Origin of the sequence: Cupriavidus basilensis (assembly GCF_000876015.1) — a bacterium.
GTDB classification, from domain to species: domain Bacteria; phylum Pseudomonadota; class Gammaproteobacteria; order Burkholderiales; family Burkholderiaceae; genus Cupriavidus; species Cupriavidus basilensis_B.
Genome location: NZ_BBQM01000028.1, coordinates 157,563 through 168,466, shown reverse-complemented (window position 1 = coordinate 168,466; position 10,904 = coordinate 157,563). Strand labels below are relative to the sequence as shown.

The following is a 10,904-nucleotide window of genomic DNA, read 5'->3' as shown; positions in this document are numbered from 1 at the left end:
CGATGCCCTGACCGCCCCTAAAAAGTAGATAATAATTCACATTACAAAATGTGGGTAGAGAATGGGGTAGCGGAAATATCGGAAGTCATCAGCGGCTTCGCTATTGGCTTTGTCAAGCGCCAATGGATGTTGCTGCTTTCCGCCACGAGGTTTTCCGGTTTCTTGCCGGACACGGCAACAGGCAAGGATTTGCACAGGGCGCGCTGTCTTGCCTTTCCCGCGGGTTTTCGAGGTTGAATGGCGCCCGGCCGGCGAAATGATGCCCGGCCTACGGCCGGAGATCGTCCGCCACGCGCCACGCCTCGCCCTCCAGATCGTCAGCGAATCCCTGCCCCGGCGCGGGGACGAGGCCCCGATCCGATCACTGTATATCCATACAGTAAACTCAACTATACGCACTCGGCCCAGGATGGCTCATACACTGTATATTCGTACAGTATCCAAACCGCTGCATTACCTGATTACCGCAGCCACCATCCGGAGAGTCGCCGTCATGTCCGATACCCGCGCCATCAAGTACATCGTCGTGCCATACCGTCAGGGCAAAGGCGACTCGCTCCAGCCCGGCGAGATCCGCCAGGCCTCCAGCGAGGTCGGCGCCATCCGCATCGCCAACGCAATGGCGTCCAGCTTCGCCGGCGTCGCCGCCTACGAAGTGCTGGTGGACGAGGAAACGGGCGAGATGGGGTCGCCGCGCATCCTGGTGCAGGAGGGGAGCATTCCGGCGCTTGGTGAGTGAGAAACGGGCAGTAGCCGCCAAAGTCACGGCGCCTGAGCCAGTTCCTTCGGGCGGCACGCTTTTGCGCCGTTGACGAAAAATCGGAAATCCTGACATGCAGTCCGCTTTTCCCGGCCCCTCGTGCCAAGCGGCATGGCCGTCGAACCAGCGCGCGCGTTCGGCTTCGAAGTGACGCCCCTTGCATCGAGACGTACGGTGCTCTCTGTGGGCACGGTAGAACGTTAGGGGTGCCCGAACCATGCGTATATACGCATCACCCATTCTCGGATGCATGGGCTCCACGTAAAAGATACCAATAATCCACATATCGTTGTCGCGATTACACTGAAACGCGGTGCAATGCCAAATCACGTGTAACACACCTTGAGAATCGAACCTTGCATCTGTATATACACCTATGAGTGTTGTCATCCCGCCGCGCATCAAGGCGAAGTTAGCCGATGAGAAGCATCGGGTCTCGGAGGAAGAGATTCGACAAGCCTTTGACAACATTTGCGGGAGTTTTCTGACCGATTCCCGAGCAGACCACCAGACTGATCCGCCAACCCTGTGGTTTGTCGCCGAAACGCGAGAAGGAAGACTTCTTAAGGTGATGTTCGTGCCACGAGATGGCAACAACATCGTGAAGTCAGCGTACGACGCCACTGAGAACATCCAGCGCATCTACGACAAATTCGCAAAGTGATACCCGCCGCGGCAACCACTCCAGGAGATGACATGACGCAAGCCGCCAAAATCCCAGATACCGAAGAAGCATGGGACAACGGTACGCTAGGCGCTGACGAGCAATATGTGCAAGTAGCGCCAAAGGCGCTCCAAGACGAAGTAAACGATTCGCTTGGCATGCAAGCAATCTCTATCCGCCTTCCGAAGGCATTGGTTGAGCAGTACAAGGTGATCTCCCGTTTCCACAAGATCGGGTATCAGCCCCTGATGCGCGACGCGCTTGCGCGTTTTGCCACCCACGAAATGAAGCGTCTTCTGGTCGAGATAGCCGAACAGCGCGACGAAGAAGCTGCCGCTGCGGTGAAACACGACAAGGCTGCTTAGTCTGCCGTTATCCATGGAAAGCCCATCTCCGGATGGGCTTTTTCTTTGTTGCCATCTGTCCGAAATCTGACGACATTCTTCGGACTCTCCCGTCGCCTCCCTGCCGTACCGCAACATCCCCGCACAGCACTTTTTTGCTCCCCCCTTCCGCCCCGGCGGCCTACTATGCATTGGTCAGGCGAACCGCCGCGACTACCGCGACTGCCCCGCGCCGCCCAGGCCACCGAACCGGAGGAATGCAAATGGACCGTCGTTCTTTCCTGAAAGCGGGCGCCGCCGCGCCCGTGCTGGCGGGCGCAGCCGGGATTCCCGGGCTGGCCCGCGCCGACGCGCCAGGCGCCGAGGCATTGCCGGCCGCCGAGGGCTGGCGTGTCTATGAAGTCACCACGGAGGTGACGCTGCCGCCCGCGGCCGCGCCGGCCAGCGTGTGGGTGCCGATCACCGCCGGGCGGATCGGCGACTACCAGCGCACGCTGTCCACCACCTGGGCCGCGCCCGGCGCACGCGCGGAAGACGCCCGCGCGCCCGGCTACGACGTGCGCATGCTGGCGCTGAACTGGCCCGCCGCCGCCGAAGGCCAGCCGCTGCATGCCACGCTGACCAACGTGGTGGCGCTGCGCGACCGCAAGGCGGATCTCGGCCAGCCGCCGTCGTCGCGCGGGCCGCGCGAATCGGCCGAGACCCTGCGCGAATACCTGCGGCCCACGCAACTGCTGCCGACCGACGGCATCGTCAAGGCCACCGCGCAGCAGATCACCGCCGGCGCGCCGGACGACATGACGCGCGCCCGCGCGCTCTACGAATGGGTGGTCGACCATACCTGCCGCGAGGCCAGCGTGCGCGGCTGCGGCGTGGGCGACGTGGCGGCCATGCTGCGCGCGGGCGGCATCATGGGCGGCAAGTGCGCGGACATCAACGCGCTGTTCGTGGCGCTGGCGCGCGCCTCGGGCATTCCGGCGCGCGATGCCTACGGCGTGCGCGTGGACAATTCCGCATACGGCTTCAAGGCGATGGGCAAGGCCGGTGACATCTCCAAGGCGCAGCACTGCCGCGCCGAGTTCTACAACGCCGGCTACGGCTGGGTGCCGGTGGACCCGGCCGACGTGCGCAAGGTGGCGCTCGAAGAGGTGCCCGGCGGGCTGCCGATGACGCACTGGAAGGTGCGCTCGGCGCGCGCGATGCTGTTCGGCGCCTGGGAGATGAACTGGGTGGCCTACAACCACGGCCACGACGTGGCGCTGCCGGGCAGCAAGGCGGCGCCGGTGCCGTTCCTGATGTACCCGAACGGCGAGACCGTCGCCGGCACGCTCGACAGCGTCGATCCCGCCGCGTTCGGCTACCGCATCGCCTCGCGCCGCATCGCATAGGGAGACCCATGACGGCAAACAACACGATGGCCGACCGGCCGGCCGCCGGCGCAATCAGGCTGACGGCCTTTTCCCACGGCGGCGGCTGCGGCTGCAAGATCGCGCCCGGCGTGCTCTCCGAGATCCTCAGGAACACGCGCGGCTTCCCGGCGCCGCCCGCGCTGATGGTCGGCATCGAGACCAGCGACGACGCCGCCGTCTACAGGCTCAACGACACCCAGGCGCTGGTCGCCACCACGGACTTCTTCATGCCGGTGGTGGACGACCCCTACGACTTCGGCCGCATCGCCGCGGCCAACGCCATCTCCGACGTCTACGCGATGGGCGGCACGCCGATCATGGCGCTGGCGCTGGTCGGCATGCCGGTGGACAAGCTGCCGCCGGAGGTCATCGGCACCATCCTGGCCGGCGGCGAGGCGGTCTGCGCGCAGGCGGGCATTCCCGTCGCGGGCGGCCACACCATCGACTCGGTCGAGCCGATCTACGGGCTGGTGGTGATGGGGCTGGTGCACCCCGACCACGTCAAGCGCAACAGCGCCGCGCGGCCCGGCGACGTGCTGATCCTCGGCAAGCCGCTCGGCGTGGGCATCATGTCGGCCGCCATCAAGAAGGACAAGCTGGACGCCGACGGCTACCGCGAGATGATCGCCAGCACCACGCGGCTCAACACGCCGGGCCGACGGCTGGCGGGCCTGGCGGGCGTGCACGCGCTCACCGACGTGACCGGCTTCGGCCTGCTCGGCCATCTGCTGGAAGTCTGCCGCGGCAGCGGCGTGGGCGCGCGGCTGGCGATGGACCGCATCCCGCTGCTGCCCGGCGTGGCGGCGCTGGCCGGCGCGGGCGTGGTCACTGGCGCGTCGGGGCGCAACTGGGCCAGCTACGGCGCCGAGGTGGCGCTGGCGGCAGGCATCACGCCGGCGCAGAAAGCCCTGCTGACCGATCCGCAGACCAGCGGCGGCCTGCTGGTGGCATGCGCGCCGGCGGCGGTGGACGACGTGCTCGCCGTGTTCCGCGACGAAGGCTTCGCGCATGCCGCCGTGATCGGCGAGACCACGGCGGGGCCGGCGCGCGTGACGGTGTGAGCGGCGGCGGCCGGGTGCTTCCTGGCCGCGCGCATCCCAACGTGTCCAAACGCATCCCGCGCGAGCCGCCCGCGACAACCGAACAAGCTATTGCCCCGCCCCGTTCTAAGCTAAGACGAAACCATCAGTTCGCGCGGCGTCGTGCCGTTCCTATACTTGGCGGCCACGCAACAGCCTGGGAACGGGACCATGAAACGATGGCACGCGGCCGCGCTGGCGGCTCTGGTGATGGCATTCGGCGCCGGCGCCGCGCAGGCACAAACGCAGGCACAAGCGCAGGCGCAGGAAAAAACGAAGATCAAGGTCGGCGTCTCGGTCGGCAATGCCGAGCAGACCTTCGAGGTGGTGCGCAAGGTCGCCGCGCGCGACGGCCTGGACATCCAGGTCATCACCTTCAGCGACTACCTGCAGCCCAACGAGGCGCTCGCCGCCGGCGACCTCGACGCCAACGCCTTCCAGCACAAGCCCTTCCTCGACAGCCAGATCAAGGCGCGCGGCTACAAGATCGTGCCGGTGGGCCTGACGCTGACCGCGCCGCTGGGCATCTACTCCAGGGCCTACAAGTCGGTCGCGCAACTGCCGCAGGGCGCGCGCATCGGCATCCAGAACGATCCGTCCAACGGCAACCGCGCGCTGCTGCTGCTGCAGAAGGCCGGGCTCATCAAGCTCAGGCCCGGCGTGGGCGAGAACGGCGTCAACGCCACCCCGCTCGACGTGGTGGAGAACCCGAAGAAGCTCAGGCTGATCGAGCTCGACGCCGCGCAACTGCCGCGCGCGCTCGACGACCTCGCCGCCGCCTCGATCAACAACGACTATGCCTATCGCGCCGGCCTCTCGCTGCAGCGCGACACCATCGCGGTGGAAGACGCGCGCGGCCCCTACGCCAACCTGATCGCCACGCGCGCCGAGGACAAGGACAAGCCGTGGGTGAAGAAGCTGGTGAAGGCCTACCAGTCGGAGGAAGTGCGCCGGTTCATCGAGACCGAGTTCAAGGGCTCGCTGATCCCGGCCTTCTGAGCGGTGCCGGGCCGCCCCGCCGGGGGCCGGCCGATCCCGCCGATGTGTCCTATAGTACAAAGCCGCGATAGCCGGTGGGGCAAGGCATGCGAGCCGTACAAGGCATACAAGGAGGCACATCATGGCAACCTGGAAGCCCGATCCGAGCTTTTACCCGTCGCCGCGCCTGGCGGCGAAGGCACCGCCCGAATCCCTCGCCTACGTGGCGATGTTCGATCCCACGCGCAGCCAGCCCGACGGCATCGCCGTGGTGGACACGGACCCGGCCTCGCCCGCCTACGCCACCATCGTCGGCCGGGTGGCCATGCCGCACACCGGCGACGAGCTGCATCACTTCGGCTGGAACGCCTGTTCCTCCTGCCTGTGCCCGAACGCGCCGCACCCGCACATGGAGCGGCGCTACCTGGTGGTGCCGGGCCTGCGCTCCTCGCGCGTCTACATCCTCGACACCAAACCCGATCCGCTGCACCCCGTCATCGTCAAGGTGATCGAGCCCGGCGAGCTGGCCGAGCGCACCGGCTACACGCGCCCGCACACCGTGCACTGCGGTCCCGCCGGCATCTACATCACGGCGCTCGGCAACGGCGCGGGCAAGGGGCCGGGCGGCATCATGCTGCTGGACCAGGAAAGCTTCGAGCCGCTCGGCCAGTGGGAAGTGGAGCGCGGCCCGCAGCAGTTCGCCTATGACGGCTGGTGGCATCTCGGCTACGACACGCTGGTGACCAGCGAATGGGGCACGCCGGACATGTTCGAGGACGGCCTGGTGCCCGAGATCCTGCTCGGCTCGCGCTACGGCCGGCGCCTGCATTTCTGGGACCTCAACAAGCGCAGGCACCTGCAGGAGATCGACTTCGGCGAGGAGCACCAGTTGGTGTTCGAGCTGCGCCCCGCGCACGACCCGACCCGGGCCTACGGCTTCGTCAACTGCGTCATCAGCCTCAAGGACCTGTCCTCGTCGATCTGGACCTGGTACCGCGACGGCGACAGATGGGCCGTGCGCAAGATCATCGAGATCCCGGCCGAACCCGCCGACCCGGACCTGCTGCCGCCCATCCTCAAGGACTTCAAGGCGGTGCCGCCGCTGGTGAGCGACATCGATCTGTCGATGGACGACCGCTTCCTCTACGTCTCGTGCTGGGGCACCGGCGACCTGCTGCAATACGACGTCTCCGACCCGTTCGCGCCGCAGCAGACCGGGCGCGTGCGCATCGGCGGCATCGTCTCGCGCGCCACGCACCCGGGCGCGGGCGGCGCCGCGCTCAACGGCGGCCCGCAGATGGTGGAGGTGAGCCGCGACGGCCGCCGCGTCTATTTCACCAACTCGCTGTACGGCGCGGTGGACGCGCAGTTCTACCCGGAAGGCATCGACGGCTGGATGGTCAAGCTCGACGCCGCGCCCGAGGGCGGCATCGCCTTCGACCCGCGCTTCTTCCTGCGCTGGCCGGCCGGCCACCGGCCGCACCAGGTGCGGCTGCAGGGCGGCGACTGCTCGTCCGACTCGTACTGCTACCCGTAGCGGCGCGCCATGCCCGGAGCCGCGCCGGATACCCATCTCGCCGCGCAATGGGCGGCGCTGTGGCCGCTCTGGTGGCCGTGGCTGGCGATTGCCGCGCTGGGCCTGTTCCACGGCATCAACCCGGCGATGGGCTGGCTGTTCGCGGTCGCGCTCGGGCTGCATCGCGGACGGCGCAAGGTGGTGCTGCTGGCGCTGCTGCCGATCGCGCTGGGACATGCGCTGGCGGTCGCGCTGGTGCTGGCCGCCGCGCTCACGCTCGGCAGTCTGCTGGACCCGGCGTGGATGGCGCGCATCGGCGGCGCCGCGCTGATCGGCTGGGCCGCGTGGCACGCGCTGCGCGGCCACCGCCGCCACCCGCGCGTGGGCATGCAGGCCGGCATGGCGGGGCTGGCGCTGTGGTCGTTCCTGATGGCCGGCGCGCACGGCGCCGGGCTGATGCTGGTGCCGGTGATGCTGCCGCTGTGCGCCGCCGCGGCGCCCGGCGGCGGCGCGCTGGTGCCGGCGCTGCTGGCGCTGGGCCTGCACACGCTGGCCATGCTGCTGGCCATCGGCACCGTGGCGCTGCTGGTGTACGACCGCCTCGGCGTGGCCTTCCTGCGCACCGGCTGGCTCAACCTGGACCGCGTGTGGACCGCCGCGCTGCTGGCCTGCGGCGCGTGGCTGCTGTTCGCGTCCGGCCACTGAGCGGGTACCATCGCGCACCACACGCCAGACACGCAAAGCGCAACCCAACCAGACAACGCAATGAGCACCGAACTGAAGATCGAAGACATCGAACCCGGCACCGGCAAGGCGGTCGTCAAGGGCGCCCTCATCACCACCGAGTACACCGGCTACCTGGAGGACGGCACCATGTTCGATTCCTCCCACGAGCGCGGCAAGCCGTTCCAGTGCGTGATCGGCACCGGCCGCGTCATCAAGGGCTGGGACATCGGCCTGATGGGCATGCGGACCGGCGGCAGGCGCCGGCTGTCCGTTCCCGCGCACCTCGCCTACGGCGAGCGGCAGGTGGGCGAGCACATCAAGCCGAATTCGAACCTGGTGTTCGAGATCGCGCTGCTGGAGGTGCTGACGCGCGACGACTGAGCGCGCCGCCAACCGTATAAGGTTTTCACCAATCCTTCGTTGTGCGCGCGGCGCGCCGTGGCTACTGTCATCCGATACATCCGCTATGCCACCGCCCCGGAGGACCGCCGCATGCCATCCCGCCCGCGCGAGCCGCGCGCCGCACCCGCCCCGCTGGACACCGCCCCGCCGAACGCCGATTGGCTGGACACCGACGTGCTGGTCATCGGCGGCGGCCCCGCCGGCACCTGGGCGGCCGTGGCCGCGGCCGAGCGCGGCGCGCGCGTGGTGCTGGCCGACAAGGGCTATTGCGGCGCTTCCGGCGCCACCGCGGCGGCCGGCACGGCGATCTGGCACGTCGCGCCCGACCCGGCCGCGCGCGCGGCGGCCAGGGCCAGCCGCTACACGCTGGGCGGCGAGCTGGCGGAGCCGGCCTGGATGGACCGCGTGCTGGACCGCACCCACGCCGGGCTGGAACGGCTGGCCGAATGGGGCTACCCGTTCCCGCAGGACGAGCACGGGCAAAGCCAGCGCATCTCGCTGCAGGGGCCCGAATACATGCGGCTGATGCGCCGGCGCGTGAAGGCCGCGGGCGGGCGCATCCTCGACCACAGCCCCGCGCTGGAACTGCTGGTGGACGACGGCGGCCGGGTGAGCGGCGCGCGCGGCCTGCGCCGCCAGCCGCGCGCCGGCCAGGCCGCGCAATGGCGCGTGCGCGCCGGCGCGGTGGTGATCGCCACCGGCGGCTGCGCGTTCCTGAGCCGCGCGCTGGGCTGCAACGTGCTCACCGGCGAAGGCCACCTGATGGCCGCCGAGGCCGGCGCCGAGCTGTCGGGCATGGAGTTCTCCAACGCCTACGGGCTCGGCCCCGCGTTCGCCTCCGTCACCAAGTCGCTGTTCTACCAGTGGGCCACGTTCTACGACGCGCAGGGCCAGGTGCTGGAAGGCGCCGGCTCCGCGCATGGCCGCGGCGTGATCGCGCGCGCCTTGCAGACGCAGGCCGTGCATGCGCGCCTGGACCGCGCCGACGCCCGCGTGCGCGCCTGGATGCGCAGCGCGCAGCCCAACTTCTTCCTGCCGTTCGACCGGCTCGGCATCGATCCCTTCACGCAGCGCTTTCCGGTCACGCTGCGCCTGGAAGGCACCGTGCGCGGCACCGGCGGCCTGCGCATCGCCGACGCGCAGTGCGCCACCGGCGTGCCCGGCCTGTACGCGGCCGGCGACGCGGCCACGCGCGAGCTGATCTGCGGCGGCTTCACCGGCGGCGGCAGCCACAACGCGGCCTGGGCGCTGTCGTCCGGCTGGTGGGCCGGCGAAGGCGCGGCGGCCTTCGCGCAAGGCGCGGGCGCGCACGGCGCGGAAGACCTGCGCGGCGCCGGCGGCAGCCCCGACGAGGGCGCGCAGGCCGCGCCCGATCCCCAGGCGCTGGTGGACGCCGTGCAGGCCGAAGTCTTTCCCTACGCGCGCAACTGGTTCCGCGACGGCGACACGCTTTCCGCCTCGCTCGCGCGCCTCGACGCGCTCTGGCGCACGTGGAGCCGCTACGCGCCGCCGCGCGACGACGCGCAGGCGCTGCGCGCGCGCGAAGCCACCGCCATGCTGGCCACCGCGCGCTGGATGTACCGCAGCGCGCTGGCGCGCACGGAAACGCGCGGCATGCACCGGCGCACCGACCATCCGGAGCTCGACGCGGGCCAGCGCTACCGCCTCGTCAGCGGCGGCCTCGACGAAGTGTGGACCGCGCGCGAGGCCGTGCGCGACGCGCCGCCGCAGGAGCGGCAGGAAGGCCCGAAGCCAGCATGGAGAGCCGCGGCATGATCGAGCTGCTCAACGGCGCGCGCTGCACGGGCTGCAATATCTGCGTGCGGGTCTGTCCGACCAACGTGTTCGCCATCGTGCCCGGCAAGATCCCCGCGATCGCGCGGCAGCGGGACTGCCAGACCTGCTTCATGTGCGAGCTGTATTGCCCCGAGGACGCGCTCTATGTGGCGCCGCTGGCCGATGCCTGCCAGCCGCCCGACCACGCCGCGGCGGAGCCGCCGCGCCACGCCGGCAGCTACCGCGCGGCGGTGGGCTGGGGCAAGGGGCGCGCGCCGACCGCCGCGCAGGACGGCAGCCACGCGCTGCTCGCGCTGGTGCGCCCGGCGCCGCGCGCCGGCGGCAAGCGCAGCGCGCCATGAAAGACCTGCTCGACTGGATCACCGCCATCGCCGCCGTGGTGCTGGTCTACGCGGCCTTGCGGCATCCGCTCTACCCGCCGCGCGGCGACAAGGAGAAGGAACCGGCCGGCAAGGACGATGCCGGGCACTGACGCCGCGCCCGGTGTCCTGCCCCGCAAATTTATATTCAAAAATTCTGAACGATAAATTCGGATAAGCACGGTCCCGGGCTTTGGTGGCTCTTCTATAGTTCGTCACATGGACGGCGCGCAAACAAGCAGCAGCAAGCAGCAACAAGCAGTAGCGCAGCGGCGGCGTCCTGGCAGATGCAGACGAACAATCAACGAAATTCAACGAATTTTCAGATACTGGAGCCCATCATGACCAAGACCTTCGCCCTCAAGCTCGCTTCCGCCCTCGTGCTCTCGCTGGCCGCCATCGGCGCCGCGCAGGCCGCTTCCGCCCGTGACCTGCAGGCCGGCGACAAGTACGGCTACAACTTCCGCAGCACCGTCCCGGCCGACCAGTACGGCTACGACTTCCGCACGCACGACACCTTCACCGACGGCGCCCGCAGCGGCAAGGCCGATCCGTTCACCGACGGCGCCCGCGTCGCCGGCCTCGACCGCAGCGGCGTCTCGGCCACGCCGGCCCGCGGCTTCGACCCGTACACCGAAGGCGCCCGCAGCGGCAAGGCCGATCCGTTCACCGACGGTGCCCGCATCGCCGGCCTCGACCGCAGCGGCGTCTCGGCCACGCCGGCCCGCGGCTTCGACCCGTACACCGAAGGCGCCCGCAGCGGCAAGGCCGACCCGTACACCGACGGCGCCAACGCCTGATGCGGACCACCCGCCGCTTCCATCGCGCCCGCGGCGCCGGCTGATCCCGGCGCCGTTTTTCTTTTGGCGG

At 69.3% G+C, this 10,904-nt stretch carries 13 protein-coding genes; all 13 read left to right on the top strand.

All coding sequences use genetic code 11. The features are described from left to right. Positions 1–493: 493 nt before the first annotated feature. Complete coding sequence (locus KF708C_RS29970; RefSeq protein WP_059415172.1) at positions 494–739, top strand: hypothetical protein; 246 nt, start codon at positions 494–496, stop codon at positions 737–739. Positions 740–1,136: 397 nt separating this feature from the next. After that, the gene (locus KF708C_RS35155; RefSeq protein ID WP_082080108.1) at positions 1,137–1,424 is read left to right on the top strand and encodes a hypothetical protein; all 288 of its coding nucleotides are present in this window, start codon (positions 1,137–1,139) and stop codon (positions 1,422–1,424) included. A 32-nt stretch (positions 1,425–1,456) separates the two neighbouring features. After that, complete coding sequence (locus KF708C_RS36160) at positions 1,457–1,789, top strand: hypothetical protein (protein WP_156174019.1); 333 nt, start codon at positions 1,457–1,459, stop codon at positions 1,787–1,789. 242 nt (positions 1,790–2,031) lie between these two features. Continuing rightward, entirely contained in the window at positions 2,032–3,156 is a 1,125-nt protein-coding gene (locus KF708C_RS29960) for a transglutaminase-like domain-containing protein (protein WP_059415167.1), read from the top strand. 26 nt (positions 3,157–3,182) lie between these two features. Then, a complete protein-coding gene (gene selD / locus KF708C_RS29955) occupies positions 3,183–4,238 on the top strand; it encodes a selenide, water dikinase SelD (RefSeq protein WP_370552879.1) in 1,056 nt (351 codons plus the stop codon). Between the two features lie 228 nt (positions 4,239–4,466). Continuing rightward, the gene (locus KF708C_RS29950; protein WP_082080105.1) at positions 4,467–5,255 is read left to right on the top strand and encodes a MetQ/NlpA family ABC transporter substrate-binding protein; all 789 of its coding nucleotides are present in this window, start codon (positions 4,467–4,469) and stop codon (positions 5,253–5,255) included. A gap of 121 nt (positions 5,256–5,376) precedes the next feature. Continuing rightward, positions 5,377–6,771, top strand: a complete 1,395-nt coding sequence (locus tag KF708C_RS29945; protein ID WP_059415156.1) for a selenium-binding protein SBP56-related protein — start codon at positions 5,377–5,379, stop codon at positions 6,769–6,771. A gap of 9 nt (positions 6,772–6,780) precedes the next feature. After that, the gene (locus KF708C_RS29940) at positions 6,781–7,455 is read left to right on the top strand and encodes a hypothetical protein (RefSeq protein ID WP_020204008.1); all 675 of its coding nucleotides are present in this window, start codon (positions 6,781–6,783) and stop codon (positions 7,453–7,455) included. Between the two features lie 60 nt (positions 7,456–7,515). Further along, a complete protein-coding gene (locus tag KF708C_RS29935; protein ID WP_020204009.1) occupies positions 7,516–7,857 on the top strand; it encodes an FKBP-type peptidyl-prolyl cis-trans isomerase in 342 nt (113 codons plus the stop codon). A 111-nt stretch (positions 7,858–7,968) separates the two neighbouring features. Next, entirely contained in the window at positions 7,969–9,654 is a 1,686-nt protein-coding gene (locus tag KF708C_RS29930; protein ID WP_197090448.1) for an FAD-dependent oxidoreductase, read from the top strand. Next, positions 9,651–10,016, top strand: coding sequence for a 4Fe-4S dicluster domain-containing protein (locus KF708C_RS29925; RefSeq protein WP_059415207.1), 366 nt, complete (start codon positions 9,651–9,653; stop codon positions 10,014–10,016). Before KF708C_RS29930 ends, KF708C_RS29925 begins: the two co-directional genes overlap by 4 nt. Next, complete coding sequence (locus KF708C_RS36965; RefSeq protein WP_020204012.1) at positions 10,013–10,147, top strand: hypothetical protein; 135 nt, start codon at positions 10,013–10,015, stop codon at positions 10,145–10,147. The genes KF708C_RS29925 and KF708C_RS36965 overlap by 4 nt, the downstream gene beginning before the upstream one ends. A 228-nt stretch (positions 10,148–10,375) precedes the next feature. Continuing rightward, positions 10,376–10,834, top strand: coding sequence for a hypothetical protein (locus KF708C_RS29920; RefSeq protein WP_059415153.1), 459 nt, complete (start codon positions 10,376–10,378; stop codon positions 10,832–10,834). Positions 10,835–10,904 lie beyond the last annotated feature (70 nt).

Bases quoted from the DNA above. Each gene is read 5' to 3' on its own strand.
- KF708C_RS29970 (WP_059415172.1), top strand. From the start codon at position 494: ATGTCCGATACCCGCGCCATCAAGTACATCGTCGTGCCATACCGTCAG.
- KF708C_RS35155 (WP_082080108.1), top strand. From the start codon at position 1,137: ATGAGTGTTGTCATCCCGCCGCGCATCAAGGCGAAGTTAGCCGATGAG.
- KF708C_RS36160 (WP_156174019.1), top strand. From the start codon at position 1,457: ATGACGCAAGCCGCCAAAATCCCAGATACCGAAGAAGCATGGGACAAC.
- KF708C_RS29960 (WP_059415167.1), top strand. From the start codon at position 2,032: ATGGACCGTCGTTCTTTCCTGAAAGCGGGCGCCGCCGCGCCCGTGCTG.
- selD (WP_370552879.1), top strand. From the start codon at position 3,183: ATGGCCGACCGGCCGGCCGCCGGCGCAATCAGGCTGACGGCCTTTTCC.
- KF708C_RS29950 (WP_082080105.1), top strand. From the start codon at position 4,467: ATGGCATTCGGCGCCGGCGCCGCGCAGGCACAAACGCAGGCACAAGCG.
- KF708C_RS29945 (WP_059415156.1), top strand. From the start codon at position 5,377: ATGGCAACCTGGAAGCCCGATCCGAGCTTTTACCCGTCGCCGCGCCTG.
- KF708C_RS29940 (WP_020204008.1), top strand. From the start codon at position 6,781: ATGCCCGGAGCCGCGCCGGATACCCATCTCGCCGCGCAATGGGCGGCG.
- KF708C_RS29935 (WP_020204009.1), top strand. From the start codon at position 7,516: ATGAGCACCGAACTGAAGATCGAAGACATCGAACCCGGCACCGGCAAG.
- KF708C_RS29930 (WP_197090448.1), top strand. From the start codon at position 7,969: ATGCCATCCCGCCCGCGCGAGCCGCGCGCCGCACCCGCCCCGCTGGAC.
- KF708C_RS29925 (WP_059415207.1), top strand. From the start codon at position 9,651: ATGATCGAGCTGCTCAACGGCGCGCGCTGCACGGGCTGCAATATCTGC.
- KF708C_RS36965 (WP_020204012.1), top strand. From the start codon at position 10,013: ATGAAAGACCTGCTCGACTGGATCACCGCCATCGCCGCCGTGGTGCTG.
- KF708C_RS29920 (WP_059415153.1), top strand. From the start codon at position 10,376: ATGACCAAGACCTTCGCCCTCAAGCTCGCTTCCGCCCTCGTGCTCTCG.